20 protein-coding genes, 1 tRNA gene and 1 pseudogene are annotated in these 18,214 nt (G+C 65.7%); 7 read left to right on the plus strand and 15 right to left on the minus strand.

Going from position 1 to position 18,214, the window contains the following annotated elements; translation table 11 throughout:
• The first annotated feature begins 122 nt into the window (after positions 1 to 122).
• Positions 123 to 2,024 (plus strand): glycosyltransferase family 2 protein, encoded by a 1,902-nt coding sequence (locus ACT53T_RS08950; protein ID WP_476160941.1) that lies wholly within the window; start codon positions 123 to 125, stop codon positions 2,022 to 2,024.
• Positions 2,025 to 2,036: 12 nt separating this feature from the next.
• The gene (locus tag ACT53T_RS08955; protein WP_476160942.1) at positions 2,037 to 3,284 is read left to right on the plus strand and encodes a glycosyltransferase family 4 protein; all 1,248 of its coding nucleotides are present in this window, start codon (positions 2,037 to 2,039) and stop codon (positions 3,282 to 3,284) included.
• 157 nt (positions 3,285 to 3,441) lie between these two features.
• Here the strand turns inward: ACT53T_RS08955 and ACT53T_RS08960 are convergent, their stop codons facing one another.
• Positions 3,442 to 4,290 carry an outer membrane protein gene (locus tag ACT53T_RS08960; protein WP_400770288.1) on the minus strand — a complete coding sequence of 283 codons (849 nt, stop codon included), beginning with the start codon at positions 4,288 to 4,290 and terminating at the stop codon, positions 3,442 to 3,444.
• A 353-nt stretch (positions 4,291 to 4,643) separates the two neighbouring features.
• On the opposite strand from ACT53T_RS08960, the gene ACT53T_RS08965 reads away from it, so the two are divergent.
• Positions 4,644 to 4,737: transfer RNA gene (locus ACT53T_RS08965), tRNA-Ser, on the plus strand.
• A 63-nt stretch (positions 4,738 to 4,800) separates the two neighbouring features.
• On the opposite strand, the gene ACT53T_RS08970 is transcribed toward ACT53T_RS08965, so the two are convergent.
• The 8 genes from ACT53T_RS08970 to ACT53T_RS09005 form a co-directional block, all read right to left on the minus strand.
• Positions 4,801 to 5,253, minus strand: a complete 453-nt coding sequence (locus tag ACT53T_RS08970; protein ID WP_476160943.1) for a hypothetical protein — start codon at positions 5,251 to 5,253, stop codon at positions 4,801 to 4,803.
• A 578-nt stretch (positions 5,254 to 5,831) separates the two neighbouring features.
• The gene (locus tag ACT53T_RS08975) at positions 5,832 to 6,887 is read right to left on the minus strand and encodes a phage portal protein (protein ID WP_476160944.1); all 1,056 of its coding nucleotides are present in this window, start codon (positions 6,885 to 6,887) and stop codon (positions 5,832 to 5,834) included.
• A complete protein-coding gene (locus tag ACT53T_RS08980) occupies positions 6,887 to 7,426 on the minus strand; it encodes a hypothetical protein (RefSeq protein WP_476160945.1) in 540 nt (179 codons plus the stop codon). Before ACT53T_RS08980 ends, ACT53T_RS08975 begins: the two co-directional genes overlap by 1 nt.
• Positions 7,427 to 7,747 carry a hypothetical protein gene (locus tag ACT53T_RS08985; protein WP_476160946.1) on the minus strand — a complete coding sequence of 107 codons (321 nt, stop codon included), beginning with the start codon at positions 7,745 to 7,747 and terminating at the stop codon, positions 7,427 to 7,429.
• 2 nt (positions 7,748 to 7,749) lie between these two features.
• Positions 7,750 to 8,271: an HK97 family phage prohead protease gene (locus ACT53T_RS08990; RefSeq protein WP_476160947.1), complete on the minus strand. Its 522-nt coding sequence runs from the start codon at positions 8,269 to 8,271 to the stop codon at positions 7,750 to 7,752.
• Positions 8,271 to 9,524, minus strand: a complete 1,254-nt coding sequence (locus ACT53T_RS08995; RefSeq protein WP_476160948.1) for a phage major capsid protein — start codon at positions 9,522 to 9,524, stop codon at positions 8,271 to 8,273. The genes ACT53T_RS08990 and ACT53T_RS08995 overlap by 1 nt, the downstream gene beginning before the upstream one ends.
• The gene (locus tag ACT53T_RS09000) at positions 9,524 to 9,829 is read right to left on the minus strand and encodes an HNH endonuclease (protein ID WP_476160949.1); all 306 of its coding nucleotides are present in this window, start codon (positions 9,827 to 9,829) and stop codon (positions 9,524 to 9,526) included. Before ACT53T_RS09000 ends, ACT53T_RS08995 begins: the two co-directional genes overlap by 1 nt.
• A complete protein-coding gene (locus ACT53T_RS09005; protein ID WP_476160950.1) occupies positions 9,820 to 11,334 on the minus strand; it encodes a terminase TerL endonuclease subunit in 1,515 nt (504 codons plus the stop codon). Before ACT53T_RS09005 ends, ACT53T_RS09000 begins: the two co-directional genes overlap by 10 nt.
• Before the next feature lie 212 nt (positions 11,335 to 11,546).
• Between ACT53T_RS09005 and ACT53T_RS09010 the strand changes: the two genes are divergently transcribed.
• Positions 11,547 to 12,035, plus strand: a complete 489-nt coding sequence (locus ACT53T_RS09010; RefSeq protein WP_476160951.1) for a Rha family transcriptional regulator — start codon at positions 11,547 to 11,549, stop codon at positions 12,033 to 12,035.
• 135 nt (positions 12,036 to 12,170) lie between these two features.
• Here the strand turns inward: ACT53T_RS09010 and ACT53T_RS09015 are convergent, their stop codons facing one another.
• The 6 genes and pseudogenes from ACT53T_RS09015 to ACT53T_RS09040 all read right to left on the minus strand — a co-directional run.
• Positions 12,171 to 12,647 (minus strand): hypothetical protein, encoded by a 477-nt coding sequence (locus ACT53T_RS09015; RefSeq protein ID WP_476160952.1) that lies wholly within the window; start codon positions 12,645 to 12,647, stop codon positions 12,171 to 12,173.
• A 108-nt stretch (positions 12,648 to 12,755) separates the two neighbouring features.
• Positions 12,756 to 12,968: a hypothetical protein gene (locus ACT53T_RS09020; protein WP_476160953.1), complete on the minus strand. Its 213-nt coding sequence runs from the start codon at positions 12,966 to 12,968 to the stop codon at positions 12,756 to 12,758.
• Positions 12,968 to 13,192, minus strand: coding sequence for a helix-turn-helix transcriptional regulator (locus ACT53T_RS09025; protein ID WP_476160954.1), 225 nt, complete (start codon positions 13,190 to 13,192; stop codon positions 12,968 to 12,970). Before ACT53T_RS09025 ends, ACT53T_RS09020 begins: the two co-directional genes overlap by 1 nt.
• Before the next feature lie 70 nt (positions 13,193 to 13,262).
• Positions 13,263 to 13,745: a hypothetical protein gene (locus ACT53T_RS09030; RefSeq protein WP_476160955.1), complete on the minus strand. Its 483-nt coding sequence runs from the start codon at positions 13,743 to 13,745 to the stop codon at positions 13,263 to 13,265.
• The gene (locus tag ACT53T_RS09035) at positions 13,745 to 14,650 is read right to left on the minus strand and encodes a tyrosine-type recombinase/integrase (RefSeq protein ID WP_476161015.1); all 906 of its coding nucleotides are present in this window, start codon (positions 14,648 to 14,650) and stop codon (positions 13,745 to 13,747) included. Before ACT53T_RS09035 ends, ACT53T_RS09030 begins: the two co-directional genes overlap by 1 nt.
• Before the next feature lie 42 nt (positions 14,651 to 14,692).
• Positions 14,693 to 14,950, minus strand: a pseudogene (locus ACT53T_RS09040) (Arm DNA-binding domain-containing protein); the annotation flags it as partial.
• A gap of 250 nt (positions 14,951 to 15,200) precedes the next feature.
• Between ACT53T_RS09040 and ACT53T_RS09045 the strand changes: the two are divergent.
• From ACT53T_RS09045 to hflC, 3 genes are all read left to right on the plus strand, one after another.
• Positions 15,201 to 15,911, plus strand: coding sequence for a FecR family protein (locus ACT53T_RS09045; protein ID WP_476160956.1), 711 nt, complete (start codon positions 15,201 to 15,203; stop codon positions 15,909 to 15,911).
• A gap of 145 nt (positions 15,912 to 16,056) precedes the next feature.
• Positions 16,057 to 17,175 (plus strand): FtsH protease activity modulator HflK, encoded by a 1,119-nt coding sequence (gene hflK, locus ACT53T_RS09050; protein WP_400768450.1) that lies wholly within the window; start codon positions 16,057 to 16,059, stop codon positions 17,173 to 17,175.
• The gene (gene hflC / locus ACT53T_RS09055) at positions 17,172 to 18,092 is read left to right on the plus strand and encodes a protease modulator HflC (protein WP_018265891.1); all 921 of its coding nucleotides are present in this window, start codon (positions 17,172 to 17,174) and stop codon (positions 18,090 to 18,092) included. Before hflK ends, hflC begins: the two co-directional genes overlap by 4 nt.
• Positions 18,093 to 18,214: the final 122 nt, after the last annotated feature.

Below are 18,214 nucleotides of genomic sequence, written 5' to 3' on the forward strand. Positions count from 1 at the left end.
TAGTCTCCCGTCGTGGTGAATCGCGCCTGGGCGCCCCATTCGCCACGACATTGACAAGCCGGCGCCCCTCGCCCAAGAGGACGATCGCCGGCGGGAGCCGCAGATCGAGAAATGGGTCGCATTTGACGAAGCAGGCAATCGCGCTCCTTCCGCAAAAGGACGTCGCCATAGAGAATGGCCGCTTCTTCGCCCTCTCGAAGGAGCCCTGGCTGCGCGTGGAGGGCGATTTCGGCGCGCGTCGTTTCGTCGAGATCGTCTTTCGGACGAGCCTGCTGGACGATCCTGTGCGGCCGGTGCTGCGCTTCGTGACCAAAGATCGCGTCATCGATCGCATTCTCCCCGGCCCGGCGGCCGGCGCGGGCGTCTGGATCGGCGCCCTGCCCCGCGACGCATATGAGATTCTCATCAGCCCCACCAACCGGCCCGGCGCTTTCGGCTTTGCGATCGAGAGCCTGCGGCCCGTCGGCCTGACCGAGGCGCTCGGCCGCATCTGGCGCCGCAAGCCGGCGAAGCTCTGGTCCTATTTCCTGCCCACGCTCTTCGGCTATCGCGCGGAGGCCGAGAACGCGATCGATTGGGCCAGCAATTCCGACCCGCTCGATTCCTTCGAGAATTGGCTGGCGCGCCGCGTCCGTCCTTTCGAGCCCACGGGCCTCGATGCGCCGCGTAGCGCGCCGGACGGAGCGCCGCGCTTCGCCATTCTCCTCTCCGGCGCGGAGGCGACGCAAGAGCAATGGGCGCGCACTCTCGCCTCGATCGAACGGCAATCCTATCCCTCGCCCGCGCGTCTCGCGCGCAGCGAGGCCGAGCTCGTTCCTCTGCTCGTGGAGGCGGATTTCGTCGCGCATCTGCGCGCGGGCGATGAATTGGCCGATCACGCCTTCGCCGCTCTTGCCGAGCAGATCGCGCGCGCGCCGCAGACGAAGCTGATCTATGCCGACGAGCTGCTGCGCATGGCGCATGGGCTGCGGCCGCGCTTCACGCCGGATTGGAGCCCGACGCTGGCGGCGGCGCGCCCCTATTTCGGCCACTGCGCCTTCTATGCAGCCGCGACTCTCGCCGCAGAATCGATCGAGGCTGCGATGCGCGCGGCGCCCTTCCGCCTCGCTCGTGAGGAGATCGCGCATCTGCGCCGCTGGCTGCTCACGCGCGACGAGGACGCTGAGCCGCCGATCCTCGCGCCGACCGCATCCGCAGAGCCGGCGCCGAGCGTCTCCATCATAGTGCTGACGCGCGACCGCGCCGATCTCCTCGCCCCTTGCATCGAGAGCGTCCTGCGCCTCTCGACGCATCCGTCCTTCGAGCTCGTCATCGTCGACAATGGCAGCCGCCAGCCGGAGACCTTCGCCCTTTTCGACAAGGCGAAGAAAGACCCGCGCGTGCGCCTGCTGTCGCGGCCGGAGCCGTTCAATTTCGCGCGCCTCAACAATGACGCCGTTCGCACGACGCGCGGAGAGGTGATCCTCTTTCTCAACAATGACACGGTGGTCGTCAGCCCGGACTGGCTGGAGACGCTGGCGCGCCGGGCCATGGCGCCGCAGACGGGAGCCGTCGGCGCGCTGCTGCTCTATCCCGACGGCCGCATCCAGCATGCGGGCGTCACCATAGGGCTCGGCCAGGACGCCGGCCATTTCGGCGCGCTGGTCGCGCCGCAGACGCCGTCATGGCTCGGCCGCGCCGGCCTCGCGCATGAGAGCTCCGCCGTCACCGCCGCCTGCATGGCGGTGGAGCGCCGCAAGCTCGACGCGGTCGGCGGCTTCGACGAGATCAATCTGCCGATCGAGTTCAATGACACCGATCTCTGCCTGCGCCTCGGCGAACGCGGCTGGACCACGCTCTACGAGCCGGCCGCGCGGCTGCTGCATTATGAATCAGCGTCGCGCGGCTCGGCCCGGCTTCGCCCGATGAGCGTCTACGCCAAGGAGCGCGACTATTTCCGCGATCGCTGGCGCGGCGTCATCCGCGACGATCCCTATTATCATCCGGCTCTCTCGCTCTATTCGCGCCATCTGGCGCTCTGGTAGAGAGATGAGAGAATGACGCGCCCGATCGTCTATGACGCCACGCATCTCGTCTCCCTCGGAAGAGCGGCGGGCGCAGCCGGCATCGGGCGCACCGATCTCGCCTTCGCACGCCATTTCGTCGCGCATCCGCGGCTGTCCTGCGGCGCGCATTATGGCGTGCGCGGCCCGCATGTGCTCGCGCCCTCGCGCCTCGCCCGAATCGTCGCCGATGTCACGCCCGCCGCGCCGGACGATTCGGCGGATTGGACGCGGCTGCGGAGCTGGCTGCTCGGCGAGGAAACGGCGCCATCCGCCTCCGCCACTGCGCCGCGCGACGCTCTCGGCCAATTTCTCTGGCGCGCGCCGCTGCGTCTCGCCAATGACGCGCCGCGCGCGCTGCCGCCGGACGCGCTCTATTTGAACATCGCCCAGCACGCCTGCGAGTTCCCGCTGCTGTTTCGATGGCTGGAGCGGCGGCCGGACATGCGCGCCGTCTTCTTCGTGCACGACCTTCTGCCGCTCGATCGGCCGGAATTCTTCCGCCGCGGCTATGAGGCGCTGTTTCGCAGGCGCATCGACACGATCTTGCGACACGCCCATGCGCTGCTGACGATGAGCGAAGCGGTCGCCGAGCGCGTCGAGCGCGAAATCGCGGCCACAGGCGCGCGCATTCCAATTCACGTCGAGCCGGCGCCGTCGACGCAGGGCGAGGCAGCGGATGCGCCCGACGAACAGCTCGCGCGCAGTGATTATTTCATGCTCGTCTCCACGCTGGAGCCGCGCAAGAATCATCTGATGCTGCTCAATCTCTGGCGCGCCCTGGCCGCTGGCCCGCAGCCTGTCCCCAAGCTCGTCCTCGTCGGCGGACGCGGCTGGGAGAATCAGCAGATCGTCGACATGCTGAATCGCTGCGAGGCGCTCCGTCCCCATGTGCGCTGGACGAGCGACCTGCCCACGGCCGCGCTGCGCCGGTTGCTCGCCAACGCCAATGCGCTGCTGATGCCGAGCTTCGCGGAAGGCTATGGCCTCCCGGTGGTCGAGGCGCTCTCGCTCGGAACGCCGGCCATCGTCTCCGACATTCCCGTTTTTCACGAGATCGCGCAGGAGCGCGCGCTGTTTCTGTCGCCCATAGACGGGCTCGGCTGGAAGCGCGCGATCGAGGATTTCTCGACGGCGAATTCCCCCCGCCGTCTCGCCGCCATCGACGCCGCGCGCCGCTTCGAGGCGCCGAATTGGACCCGCTATTTCGAGCGTGTCGAAAGCTTTCTCGACAGGCTCTGATCTTCGCGCCCCGGCCGGCGCCCGCGCCGCCGCGCCCTCTCCCCGGCTGTCGGACCGGCCCCATCGCGACCGCGATAGACATTGAAAACGCAAAGAGCCCGGCGCAAGGCCGGGCTCCTCGTTTCTATTCGCTCGCCCTTATCGGGCGACCGCCAAATCAGTATTTGGCGACGACCGGAGCAGCGGCCGGGCTGAACAGGTTGAAGTGGTAGTTCACGCCGGCGCGAACGACATGGCCGTTGAAGCGAGCCGAGGTGGCGGTGGTGGCGACCGGAGCGGCGATGCCCGTGAAGCCGATCACGCCCGAGGTCGAGACAGTGCCGAGATCGTAATAGAGATATTCGACCTTGGCGCTCCACTTCGGCAGGAACAGCCACTCGACGCCGCCGCCGGCCGTCCAGCCCACGCGGGTGTCGGAGAAGGCGCTCGACGAGGTGCCGACGAGACCGCCGACAGCCTGGAAGACGCTGCTGCTCAGATTGGCCTGGCCATAGGCGAGACCGCCCGTGCCGTAGATGAGCAGCGAGGGGGTGACGAGATAGCCGAGGCGGCCGCGGACGGTGCCGAGGTAGTCGATCGACTTCGTAGCGCTGATCGTCGAGGTCAGCGGGCCGAAAGCCGCGACCGAGGACGTGCCGTTGTTGCTGCCGGCGACGCCCTGGATGTCGGCCTCGATGCCGGCGACGAAGGCGTTAGCGAACTGATAGTTGTAGCCGATCTGGCCGCCGCCGATGAAGCCGTCGACGCTGGTGCCGAGCACGCCCGAGCCGGCGATGCCGACGATCGGATTGAAGGGGGCCAGCGAGCCGGAAGCCACCGTCACCGAGCTGCTCTCATCCCAGGTGTAGCCCGCGTTCAAGCCGACGTAGAAACCAGTCCACAGGGCCGGCGGCGGCGGGGGCGGCAGCAGGGGAGCGGCCTTCTTGGAAGGCAGGTCGGCAGCCAACGCCGAGCCCGCGGACACGGCCAACGCCAGAGCGGAGGCGGCGAGCAAAGACTTTTTCATCATACGGCCCTCAGTTAGATTTCATGGGTCTTCGATCCGCCGCCGCCGGAGCCCCCAGGACCCCCAACGATCGATCGCCGACCGCGACAACCGGCGCACCAGAGGTGCGCCGTCTGTGGTGAATAGCTACGGATCATTACGATTGTCGTCAACAAAGGCGGGGCCGTTGGAGGGCCGATCGGCGGATTTTGTCCAAGCCTGTGTCAATTGCGCAACAGTGCGGAAGGCCGTGCATAAATAAATCGCGCGCAACACTGCGCTTGCCAATAATTTGCCGCTTTGGCATATCTCAACTCGCGCTCGCCGGAGCGCCGAGATTCGGAGGCTTCGGCGACAGCGCATCGAGCGCCTGCGGAGACGTGGCCGAGAGGCTGAAGGCGGCGGTTTGCTAAACCGTTATAGGGTTGTAAAGCCCTATCGAGGGTTCGAATCCCTCCGTCTCCGCCAGCCCTTCAATAAAAACAAGCGCTTAGGCGCAAAATGCGGGCGAGACATAGCTCATGCCATAACTCACGCGGAGAACTGATTCCGCCCCCGCTTGCCGTTCGTTCCCGCCTTGGTCCGCTCGCGGTTCACCTTGCAGTTCGCGAGCCGATGCTTGCGGCGGCAGGTGGCGCACAGCTTCTTGTCTCGTCTCTTCGCTCCGACGATCGGCGCGCCGCAATCCACGCATTTGAGCGCGGCGGCGGCGTGCTTTCGCCAGCCCTGAAATTCTTCGTAGTTCGCTGCGACACAGCACGCTTTGCAGCAATAGATTTGAAATGAGCGGTTCTGCTCAAAGCCTTTCGCACACCAAGCGCACACCGCGTCCGGCAGGTCGTCGAGCGTTCGCGGCGCATTGAGGCGAGCAACACTGTTGCCGGAGTCGCTTCGGCTTAAATTCTGCTCCGCACATCTTACAGGCGTGCGGTTTCCTCTTTTCAGCCCAGGCGGCACGATATATTTTGTCTTGTCCATATTCATCGGCCGACATCCTTTTTTGATGCTGGTCTATTTTTGCCGCACGCGCGCAGACCGGGCCGCAATAGCGATAGTTCCCCTCAGGAAGCGGCTTGGCGCATCGGGCGCAGCGATCGCGCGTCCGCGGGACATGGCCGTCTTGCGTGTATTCCGGCTGCCCCTGTTTCCAGTCCGGCCGCTTCGCCCCGACGCGGGCCAGGGCCGCTTGCACTGCGTCATCAGCCGCCGCGTCGGCTTGGCCCCAGGGCCAGCCCACCATGCAGAGCCGAGCCCGGATCGCGGCGCGCGCCGGCCCCTCGATCGCAAAGGACGTCGGCTCGGCCTCTCGCATCATGGCCGCCAACAGGTCGACGATCGCCTCCCGCCGATGCCGAGGAAGCTTCCGCGCCCGCGGCGACTTCGCAGCCCCGCCGGCGAGCGTGACGGGCGAGCGCGTCTCCGAGCGAAGCCGCAGGAGCGCAGGCGGTGTAATCGCGAGCATTCACTCCCTCCGCAACGTTTTGATTTTGAACTCCTCAAATTTGAGGAGCTTTATGTTTCAGTGCATTACGGCATTCGACGCGCACGCGAGGAGCGCCCCCTCACGATTCCCAGTCCAAACGCTGAAATGCCGCCGCCAGCGCCTCCGGCGGCAAGCCCGCCTCTTTTGCCTGCGCCATGGCCTGCACGAGGGTCGAGAGCGCCCGCGCCGCGCCGCCAGAGTCGAACGCCTGCGTCGCCCTCAGGACGTCGAGCTCGACGAGGCCGCCGAGCTTGCGCGACGCCTCTTCTTCGATCAGCTCAGCGATCGGCTGCAGGGTCCATTGCGCGAGGTGGCGCTGCGCCTCTCGGACCATGGGGCCGGTCGTTTGGTGGTAGAGAAGGCCCGGCAAGACGCCGAACGCCGCGCAGATCGCCTCTCGGGCCGCCGCGAGCGTCTCGCCGGCCATCGCGCGGGAGAGGTCCGGCGTCACATCTTGGGGTTTCCAATCGGCCGCCGGAGCCGGGCCGCCGGCCGCCTGGACGTTCACACTCTCGCGCAGGAGAACCTTGCCGCGCCGGCCGCGGAAGCCCCGGCCGAGGGTTTCCATGTCCGTCTCGCTGCTTTCAGGAAAAGGCACAATCTGCGAGCCTAGCGGGGCGTTCTCATAGACCTCGGCGAGCGCCGACTCGATCGTGTTCAAGAGCCCCGCCGTCAGGGCCGCGCGCCGCAGCGGCGCCGAGCCCAGATAGGGGGCGGCTGCGTCGCAGCCTATGCGCAGGTGAAGAACCTCCCCGGCGAGCGCGGTTTCTGTCCGCCCGCCGCCGGCTTCCGAGACGCTGACACGATAGGCGGTCGGCTCGCCGTCCCGCGTGCGGAAATCCCAGTCCGCGCAGGGTATGAGCCTGTCCCGGATCAAAAATACCGCCTCGCCGCGCAGCGCCAGGCCGCGCCCGATTAGCGCCATGGTGCGACGGTCGAGCAGCGGCGCGCCGGTCACGTCGGCGAGGCTGAAACCGTTCTCCCACAGGCTGACGCAGCTCTGCGCCGTCGCGGTCAGCTCGGCGAGGCCGCTGCGGCCGCTGATATAACTCTCCCGCGCGCTGACTATTTCAGCCGTGAAGCCGGACGCCGCGCTGCGCTTCTCCGCCTTTGCCCATGGCCATTTCCAAGCCATCACGCCGCCCTCCGAAAGGTGCGAAGACAGTCGCCGGCGCCGCTGCGATCGAGCGCGCGGCCGATGGCGCCGGGGTCGAAAGTCGTGTCGCCGATCCCGTCGACCTTCTCCTGTCGAATCCCCGGCTCGGAATTCGCTTTCGCCAGGGCCAAATATTCGGCGAGCCGGCGGAAGGCTTCGACGACAAGCGCGGGCGCCGCTGGCGTCGCCGGCCCGGCCGTGCCTGTGAAGCGATAGAGCCCGGGTTGCAGGATGTAGCCGCCCATGGCCGAGGCCGAGAGCGTCGCATCCTCCACCCAAGCGCCGGCTTCCCATCGCTCAATCGTGGCGATCGTCGCCGGCGCCAGCGGCGGAAACCACGCGCCCGGCCCCTCTGCCACCCACACGACGGCGCGCGCCGACCAGCGAAATCCGCAGTACGCCTCGAGGCGCTGCCAGATCACCGTTGCGTCGAGCGCCGCTGCGGCGGCAGAGAGGCCGTTCGGCGCAGCGGGATAAGACGCGGGCGCGCTCTCCACTTGTCGAATCGTCGTCGCCATTTACGCAGCCTCGATTAGTGAAATTGTCGAGCCGGGCGGGCAATGCACCCAGTTCCAACAAGGGGGCGAGTCGACGAAGAGCGCGGGGTCATTGGCGTCTGCGGAGCCGCTGCCGCCGGGCGGAATGACGCGATAGCGCGTCGCCACGGTGACTTGGATGCGCGCGAGATTGGTTCCGGCCGGCGATGCCGTTGAAGCCGCCGCCGTTGCCGAGGTCGCGACTTGCTGACGCGAGACGTAAGGCTCGCGGGCCAGGGTCGTATGAGTATTCGCTTCATCGCCAACATGCCCGGCATAGTGCCAGATTTTCGCAGTCGCCATTTTCAAGCCCTCCATCGCGCCAATGCGTGGCGCAGAGAAGCGTCAGGCGCATCGTGTTTCGATCGCGCCTCGACACTCGTGTTCGTGTAAGCCGGCCATGCGGAGACGACGGATATCTCGTGCAGCTCCACCGCGCGCAGCTCGCGGTGCTTGCCGCTCCAATTCTCGCCGGTCGCCTTGAAGCCGAAGCTCATTCCGCCGAGGTCGCCGCGCTCTGCGAGTGCCAGAACGTCGCGCGCGGCTTGTGTGTCGGGGAGATCGATAGAGAACGCGAGGCCGCGAGTATCTTCCGATAGACGCAGCGTCCCGCTCTTGGTCCGACCGAGAACCCGCGTCGGATCGTGGTCAACAAGCGCCAGCACATCGGCGCCGCTGCCGAGCGTCGCAGAGAACGCGCCGGCGCGTATCGTCTCGACGAAATCCGAGACGCGCGCCTCGGTGCCGAACGTCGCGGCATATCCTTCGAGGCGACGCGGATTGTCCCGCGCCGCCCTGATTTCAATTTGAAGCGCGCGACGTTCCATCACTGAACCCCGGTGAGGATTTGCAACTGCGCCGGACGCGAGACTGTGACGTCCATCGTCGCCAGCGCCGTGAGGCGCAGTCCGCCGGAGGCCGCGTCTGTCCACACGTCGCGAATGAGATCGATTGCGCCCCAGGCGCCGACGAAAATCGGAGGCACGCCGCCGACGCTCGTCGTCAGCAACGCTTTCGAGGCCGCAGGCGAGCCGGTCGGCGCCGCGAGCGCATTCGAACTGCCGACGATATTCGAGATCGGAATATTCTTCGTCATGCGATCCCACTCCGAAACCGCGGTATTCGAGATCAGTGTGCCGTCCATGGCGTCCCACACTTCGGGGCGCAGCAGGAGCCGAACGTCGCCCGGAGAAGTCGCCGAGTTCGCGAGCATGAATCGCCTCACGGCGCCACGGAATGCCGACCAGGACGCCGCCGCTCCGATCGCCGTGGAGGTGATGCCGTAGCTGCCGACGAGCACGCCCGCAGGCTCGCCGCCCGTCCCCGCGCCGAGGAAAACGGCCTTGTCCATCGCCTCGCCGATCGCGCCGGCCATGTCGCGTCGAACGGCCTGCTCGAGGGCGTCGCCGACCTGCTTCATCGCCTTGCGCGTGATCTTCATTTGCAGGCCGAGCGTATTGGCGGGCGTCAGCGGCTTGTCCGTGGTGGCGTAAGCGGTCGGGCCGCCGACGCTTCCCGTCTCGCTGGACGCCCACGCGGCGGAGACGGCGCTCGTCGTCACCGGATGGTCGACTTCACCGTGATCGATGGATATGAATTGCGCGCCCATGCGCGAGGCGGCGCTTTGAGCAAATATCCGATCGATGATGGGCGCTTTCACGGTCGGCGCGACGACGCCGCTCGCGATCGTCTCGCCCGTGCGCTGTTCGAGGGCCGCCCAAGGGACGGGAACGCCGCGATAGCCGCCGCGATTGCGAAGCTCGGACACGATTTCCGCGGTCGGCCCGTTGAGCACGCGGCCTTCATCGAGAAAGAGCGCGACCTGCCGCATTTCGAAGCGCGACATGAGGTCCGCATATTCGCGGTCGCCGCGCGTCTCGAGATCGTCCTTCGCCTCGCGACGCTCGGTGTCTTCGGCAATGAGCGCAGCTCGGAAGCGGGTCTCATTCGTGCGATATTCGCTGTCGAGAGCCGCCATGTTGCGCGTCTCATCTTCGGTCGGCGCATCCTTGCCGACGAGCGTCGACAAAGCGGAGCGAATCTCGCTCTGCCTTCTCTGAATTTTGGTCGATTCGAGCATCACCGTTCCTTTCTTTGAGGCCGCGCCAGTTCGGCGACAGCGGTTCGCCACGCGGTTTGCGCGGCGTCGGGCGCGCGGCCCAATTCACGTTCGGTCTCGGCCGCGTGGCAGTCGCGGCAGAGTGTTTTGAGATTGCGGAGATCGAAGGCGAGTTCCGGCGCCGATCGCACGGGCTGCATGTGATGGACCTCGAGCCGATCGCGTGAGCCGCACTGCGCGCACTTGAAGCCGTCGCGGCGCTTCGCGAGAAAGCGCGCGCGCTCCCACTGTTTGCTCGAATAGATCGCGCGGCCACTCACACCCATAGCGCGGCCCTCGCCTGTTTCACCGGACGCGCAGAGCGCCGCATTCCTTCGCCAACAGCCAGGATCGCAGCGCACGCGGCGTCGATGCGTCCGCAGCTTCGGCTCTTCGTGACCTTGTGATTGCCGGCCGGATCGATAAGCGTGATTGCGTCAGCAAACGCGCTGCGCAGCAACAGGGACGGCGCCACCTTGATCTTGCGCTCGAACAGCGCAGCGCGGAACCGCTCGATATCTTCCGAGCCGTCTTTGAATCCCATGCCGCGCGCAATGAACGGCGCGCGGATCCCCGCCTTCTGCATCGCCTCGAGGAATTCGGCATGTCGGAAGCGATCTCCGACGATGCAGGATATCGTCGCGTCGCCGGCGAGCTTCACTATCGCGGCGAGCCACGGACCGGCCGGAACCACATTCTCGCCGAGAACGGATAGCTCGCCGCGATCTTTCATTTCGGCATAGCGCCCGCCGACTCCATCGGCCGCGCCGCGATCGGAAAGAGAGGGGTTGCAGGCGAAAGAGGCGATTGCCTCGAGCCGCCCCGTGCGCGGCCAGAACAGCGCCGCGGCCGACATGGACCGAGAGCCGCCGAGGTCGACGCCGAGGACGCACTCGCCCTCGCGCGGCGGAAGCGCGCCGGGTGCTACCTCGGCGCTCAGCCATTCGTCGACCGTCAGCAAGACGGAACGATTGTCGGCGCAGACACGCTCGTTCCGATTCAGATTGCGGAACGAAGAGAGCGCAGAGCCGCCGCGGGCTATCGCTCGGCGCGCCTGTGCGAGCAGCCATTCGGGCGAAGAACCGATTCCCTCGAGCGCGCCCGGATTGGCGACCAAGAGGCTTTCCAGATCGTCCGCGGGCAGACCCGGCGCCGGCCGATGTTCTTGGATGAACGTCCCGTCAGGTGGGTTGTCCAGCCATCGGGAGAAGCTGTTCGCGTCGTCCGGGCCGCTCGTCGAGATAATCAGGGCCTTGCCGCCGCGCTTCCCGAGCCCCGAGAGAATGCCGTTTTCGAGTTCGTCGCCCTTCTCGCGCTCCCACGCGGCCCGCTCGTCCAGGATCGCCAGATTTTGACTTCCGCCGAGAATCGACTTTCCATCCGCAGCAACGCAGCGCGCCAGGCCGCCGCCATTGCCGAGATATTCGACCTCGAGCCGCGAGCCGCGCCTGATTTGGAATTTGTCTCTCTGCGCCTTCGGCAGGCCGGCGACGAAGCCGACCAGGAAACCGAAGGCGACCTTCGCTTGGTCCCTATTGCGCGCTGCGAAGATCACGTCTCGCCGGGGTTGTTTGTCTCCAATCCCCATCACGGAATAGAGCGCGAGCGCGCTGGACGTAGCCGTTTTCGAATTGCCGCGCCCGATCGAGAGACAGGCGATCGTCGTCGCAGGGTCCAGCGCGCCTGAGACGAACTGCTTTTGAAAGCCGGCGAGCCGCAGCGGCTTTCCCGCGTGCGGTCCCTCGGGAATTTTCAGCCCTTCGAGGAAGGCAATCGCTCGCTCTGCGCTCATCGACCTCCCCTGAATTTTTTTCGGATCGGGAGAGAGAAAGAAAAACCCCTGAGCCGGTCAGCGCCCCCAAACCGATTTCGAGGCATTGGCACCAGCCCGCGACCCGTTGAATCACGTTCACGAACATTGTTCAAGTGTGCGTGAACAACGCTCGAGTGCGATCTGTCAGTGATTTAGCGATTGTCGCAGAAGAGCGCGGGAGCGGGCGCGACATGGAGGGCGTCGTCGGCCGCGTCGTCCACGCGTCGTCCACGGATTGGCGCGCCACCGCGGCGCAAACAGTGACCCTCGCTTTAGCCGAGGGTCATTCCGGGAAAGTTCTCCGCGATTTGGGGAAAAACCCCTCGAACGGAAACGCGCGACGCCATGGCGCGGTTCTGGCGAACAGCCGAACGGTCGCTGAGGCGTTTGGGAAACGACACGACCATACCGTCGAGGCAATCGATAACCTGCTGATCTCTCTCACGCCCGAAAAATCGGGCATGCTCTTTCGCGAGATCAATTCGGAGCATCCGACCGTTCCCGGCCGGCTTATTCGCTCCTTCGAACTGACCCGCGACGGCTTCACGCTGCTCGCCATGCGCTCGGGGGTTTTTTGGGCCGCCCGCGAATTTTCGTCGTCAGTCGCTCGATCAGACCCTCAGAACGCGCGCTGCCCCCGCATGGCTATATATAGATGTGTCCGCCTGGGCGGACTATGAGGGGGGTAGTTTTGTGACGATTAGTCCGCCCTGGCGGACTGTAAGGGGGGTCATTGTCCGCCCTGGCGGACTATGTTGTCCACCAGCGCGGCCTATGTTGTCCGCCACAGCGGACAATGAAATCACCGCTCAGTATCACGCCTCGGCAGTTTGTCGCATCGGGACAACGACAGCATCCGCCGCCCCGATGCGCATAAATCGCTTGCTCGCCACCTCGCCGGTCACGTTGCAATTATGAGTCGTGACGCGATACTCGGCGCACTGCTTTTTCTTTCCGAAGTCGGACTGTTTCATGCGATCGAGGAACCCCCATCGCACGAGTTCGTTGATCGCGCTCGCCGCAGCGGTCTTTCCGCATCCGAGCCGTTCCGCGAGAAGACGAGAGGATATGCCGATACGGCCATTGTTCGCGCCGGTGTAGAGAAATTGGACTTCGATCCAGGCGCATCGGGCCAGCGGCGAGAGCCGGCCCCATGCGTAGCTGCGCACGATGTATTCGTGGATCATGACGAAGCGCCCTCCGCTCTTGCTGCGCCCCGTCCGGTCATGATGCTTTGCCACGCGCGCGCCCTCTTTGGAGATAGCCGAGCAGAGAGGCCAGATCGTCGCCACGGGCGCCGGTTGCGTCGTCACACCATCGCCACGTCAGGCGATTGACCTTCAATTTCGGCCAGCGCTTCGCCAGGACGGCGCGGGACGGGAGCCGAGGGAGGGCCGCCATCACTGGCGGCCCCGTCTCATCCACGCCCGCGCCTCGGCAAGCTCGGCCTCGCTCGGAACATAAGCCTCGCCTCGCTTGACACGCTCGCGCGCCAGACGATCACGCTCGCGCGCCGCACGCACCTGCGGCAGTTCCGGCCCGTCGTCGGACTCGGCCGCCGGCTCGCCGAACACGCGCAGCGCGTCGTCGAGCTTTTTGTCGCGGGCGCCCATTAGGCCGCAGCCTTCTTCGCCGCCTTCGCGTCGCGCTCGGCGATGCGGGCGGCAATCCAGGCGACGACCTCGGCCCGGACGAACGCGATGCGCTTGAAGCCGACCGGAACCGGCTGAGGGAAACGCCCCTCGGAGCGATAACGATTGATCGCCGTGCGAGACAGGCTCGTAAGCTGGCACGCGTCGTTAAGCGAAATGAGAGTCGGGATATCGATGTTCGGCATTGCCATTCCTCGCTTGGTTGGAATGGCTAGCCATAAAGCGCCTATTCGCGCCGCCTTCTACGGCACAAAATCAGCCTTTTCGGCGCATTTTCGCGCGGCGAACTTCCTCGGCGATTGCTCGCCTATGAGCGTCGTCTGTCAAGTCCCAGGGCGGCCTTTCTCTTTTTGCCCGAGCCAAATAATTCGAAAACGCGTCGAGATCGACGCCCGTCCGTGCGGCTATGTCGGCCTTGAGCTGCTCCGCCGAGAGGTAGTTTGGATTATCCTTGAGATTCCATCCCCGCGCTTTATAGTCATGCCGGCACATATCATAGACATGTCCAGCAAATCCTAACTCTGTTGAAAGGTCATGATCGTCAATAAACAACGTATTAAAGCACGTTTTTGCCGGCCTCCCCTTCGGTAATTTAACTGGCTGAAGTTTTCCCTCCAACCAGTCCGCCAACGCGTCCCTTGCGTCGCGCGTCAATCGCTTATTGCTCCGCAATAGAGCGAGTAGCTCTGAACTATCGCCTTCGACTGCTTTCCAAACGGCGACTCGATCATCGGCCATCAACCCGCCCTCCCGATCGCGACCACATTCGCCGGCCGGACGGTCGCGCAATAAGCCGCCCAAGCCTCCATGAGCTTCCGCCGCTTCGCCACGGCGGTTTCGCGGCGATACGCCTGCTCGGCCTTGTCCCCTACCGCATGGGCGAGCGCCGCCTCTGCGACCTCCCGGGCCGCGTCCGTCCGATCGCCACACCAATCGCGAAATGCGGAGCGCATCCCGTGCAGCGTGGCCGCCTTGTCAGGCGAGGCGAGTCGCAGCGCTTTTGTCATCGCCGTGTCAGAGATTGGCCGGCCCTCGACACCGCCGCCAAAGATCAGCTCGCCCGTCGCTTGCTGGCGCATGGCCTCCACGATCGCCAGCGCGCGGTCACTGAGGGGCACAACATGCGCGCGGGCAGCTTTCATGCGCTCCGCCGGAACCGTCCAGGTCTTCGCCTCTGTGTCGATTTCGGAGAAGGTCGCGCCGCGCGCCTCGCCCGCGCGCGCGGCCGTCAGGACGAGGAATTCGACGCAGCGCGCCGAGACGCCGCTGGACTGGCGCAGGGCCGCCATCATCGTCGGAACCGAGGCATAAGCCAGCGCCGCATGGTGTCCGCGCTCGAGCTTCCTGCGCGCCGGCATTACCTTGTCCAGCAAGCCGCGCCATATCGCCGGATTGCCGGCCGTGCGCCACTGGTGGGCGATGGCATAATCTATGACGGCCTGAATTCGAGAGCGCAGCCGGTCGGCGGTTTCCGGCCGTTCCTGCCAATGCGGGGAGAGACAGCTCTTCACGTCGCCCAAAGCGATATCGGCGACGGGGAGGTCGTGCAGCGGCTTCGCATATTCCCGAAGCGTCATCTCCCATTGCTGCCGATGCTTGTCGTTTTTCCATTCTGACGACTTCGCCGCGAGCAATTCGTCCATGCAGTGCCGGAAGGTGATGACGCGAACGGGTTTCCTCTCGGCCGTCGGGTCGAGCCCCCGCGCCAGCTTCTCACGAATCTCCTGCGCCTTCTCTCGAGCGAGCGCCAGAGAAACGGGCGCCGTTCCCTGCCCATAGCCTCCGAGGCCGAGTTCCCGGCGATCGTTCCCGCGACGGAAAATGAAGAACCATTGACGGGAGCCGCCCTTGCGGACCCTGAGAAAAAGCCCGTCTCCGTCCGAATAAATACCGGGCTTATCCAGCCGTTTGAGGTTGGACTCCGAGAGCTTGTATCTCGCCATTTCGACGCCCCGATGCCATAACGTCGGAAACGACCATAGCGACCATTTCGTAAATATCAATCACTTACGTGCAACAAAGACAGCAAAAACGGCGGAGTGGCGGGCTCCGTCTCCGCCAGCGCCTCGCGCCCCCTTGCTCCCCCATCCCCATTCCGCCGACGGTTGCGCTCCGGCGCGCGCTGGGGCTAGATGCGTGCGATTGCCGTCCTTCGGCGCGCCATTGCTTTTCGATTCACAGGTTGGACCGCCCATGCGTAGACTTTCCGCGGCGCTCGCGGTTTCCGCCACGCTCGCGTCCCCCGCCCTGGCGGAGCCGGCGATCGGCTCGGCCGCCACCATCGAGAAGGACGTGCGCGGCGAGATCGCCGAGCGCGCCGCCGCCAAGCTCGCCGTGGGCGACGAGATTTTCGCGCAAGAGGTTCTGCTGACCGGAACCGAGAGCCGCGGAAAATTCGTCTTCCAGGACCGCACCGATCTGCAGCTCGGCCCCTCCTCCCGCGTCAAGCTCGATAATTTCGTCTATTCCGGCGAGAATGGCGTGACCTTCAACGCCGCCAAGGGCGTGTTCCGCTTCGTCAGCGCGCCGGCCGGCCACAAGGATTACGTCGTGCGCACGCCCAATGCGACGATCGGCGTCCGCGGCACCGCCTTCGGCGTCCGCGTCGTCTTCGGCCGCACCGATGTGGTTCTCTACGACGGCGCCGTCGAGGTGTGCTCGATTCTCGGCGGCGTTTGCCGGACGCTCGCCTCCGCCTGCACCTTCGTCACCGTCACCGGCGATTTCGTCACCCCGCCGCAGCCGCTCGGCCGTGAGGATTGGAGCTTCGACGACAGCTGCGGCGGCGCCGGCCAGCGCGCCGCGCGGACCTATCGCGCCGGGCCGGTCTTCTATCCGGGCGCGGGCGGCCTCGCCTCGGGCGGCGGCGGCGGAGTCGGGCATCCGCTCGTCAGCCCGAACTGACGATTTTCCGTCCGCGCCTTTTAAAGGATACGGATGTTTTTTCGTGGGGCGGCGGCGGGCGGCGCATTGCCGATGCGCCCGGCGACGCCTATAAATCAGCGGCGTTCCGCCCTCGGGCGCACGGCCCTTTTCAAAAAGAGACGATATGCCCTGGAGCAGTCAAGGCGGCGGCCCTCGCAAGCCGAACGACAATGGCCCTTGGGGCCAAGGCCCCTGGGGCGGCGGCGGTCCGCCCGGCGGTTCTCCGCCCGATCTCGAGGAACTGCTGCGCCGCGGCCAGGACGGCCTGCGCCAGATGCTGCCATCTGGCCTCGGCGGGCGCGGAATCGCCATTCTCGCTCTGCTGACGCTGCTCGCCTGGCTCGCCAGCGGCTTCTACACGGTCGGGCCGAATGAGGTCGGGCTCAATCTGATCTTCGGCAAATATCGCGGCAAGACGCAGGCCGGCCTCAACTATAATCTCCCCTCGCCGATCGGGACGGTGATCAAGCTCGCCGTCACCGACCGCAACGCCGTCGACATCGGCTTTCGCGAGCAGCCGGCCGCCTCGCGCCGCGGCCCGCTCGCGCCCGAGGCGCCGGAGGAGAGCCTCATGCTCACCGGCGACGAGAACATCGCCGACGTCAAATTCCGTGTCTTCTGGCAGATCGACCCGGCTCATCCCGAGGATTTCGCCTTCAATGTCGCCAATCCGGCCGCGACCGTGAAGGCGATCGCCGAGAGCGCCATGCGCGAGATCGTCGGCCAGTCGCAGATTCAGAAGATTCTGACCGCCGACCGCAAGCTCATCGAGCCGGCCAGCCAGCAGCTGATGCAGAAGGTGCTGGATGATTATCACAGCGGCGTTCTGGTGCTGCAGGTGCTGCTGCTCTCGGTCGATCCGCCCGCCTCGGTCATCGCCGCCTTCCGCGACGTGACCGCCGCGCAGCAGGATCTCCAGCGGCTCGGCAATGAGGCCGAGGCCTATGCGAATCGCGTCGTGCCGGAGGCGCGCGGCGCCTCCGCCCGCATCTTGCAGGAGGCCGAGGCCTATCGCGAGCAGGTGGTCGCCGAGGCGCAAGGCCAGGCGGCCCGCTTCGACCAGATCTACGACCAGTATAAGAAAGCGCCTTCGGTGACGCGCCAGCGCCTCTATCTCGAGACGATGGAGCGTGTGCTCGGCGGCGCCGAGAAGGTCATCATCGACGAGGCGCCGGGCGGCGGCTCGGTCGTTCCCTATCTTCCGCTGCCCGGCTTTTCCGCGGCGCAAGGAGGCCGCAAGTGAAGAGTTCTCTCGCTCTCTTCGGCGTTCTTCTCGCCCTCGTGGCGCTGATCGCGGCGGGCGGCGCGCTGTTCACCGTCACCCAGACGGAGCAGGCGCTGGTGCTGCGATTCGGCGAGCCGGTCGCCGGCCGCGGCCTCATCACCGAGCCCGGCCTGCATTTCAAGATTCCCTTCATCGAGAATGTGATCTTCCTCGACAATCGCATTCTCGACGTCGAGAGCCCCAATCTCGAGGTGCTCGCCTCCGACAATCAGCGGCTTGAGGTCGACAGCTTCATCCGCTACCGGATCGTCGATCCGCTGCGCTTCTACCAATCGGTGGGCGGCATAGCGGGCGCCAATAATCAGCTCGCCTCCGTGCTGAACTCGGCCGTGCGCCGCGTGCTGAGCGAGGCCAATCAGCAGCAGATCGTGCGCGACGAGCGCGCAGGGCTGATGGTGAAGATTCGTCAGCAGGCCAATCTCGAGGCCCGCAAGTTCGGCGTCGAGGTGGTCGACGCGCGCATCCGCCGGGTCGATCTCCCGCAGCAGATTTCCGAAAAAGTCTACGGCCGCATGCAGACCGAGCGCGCCCGCGAGGCGGCGGAATATCGCGCGCAAGGCGCCGAGCAGGCGCAGAAGATCACCGCCAAGGCCGATCGCGACGTGATCGTGCTGAAGGCCGAGGCGCAGCGCCGGGCCGATCAGCTGAAGGGCGAAGGCGACGCCGAGCGCAGCCGCATTTTCGCCGAGGCATTCGGCAAGGACGCGGATTTCTTCGCCTTTTATCGCTCGATGCAGGCCTATGAGACCGCTTTCAAAACGGGCGACACGCGCTTTCTCGTCGGCCCGCGCTCGGATTTCTTCCGTTTTTTCGGGACGCCCTCGGCCGGCAAGGCCGCCGAGGAGCCGACCTCCCTTCCGCCGCAAAAGAAATAGAGTCGCGAAGGCGATCAAAATAAGGTACAGAAGGTAGGATTATAGCGAACGCCCAACTCTCGCCGTTTTGCTGGCAGAGTGCGAGCGTAGTCATCCGACAGTCTAAGCAGCCCGTCGAATCG

It is taken from the genome of Methylosinus sp. DMC45, from assembly GCF_056313885.1.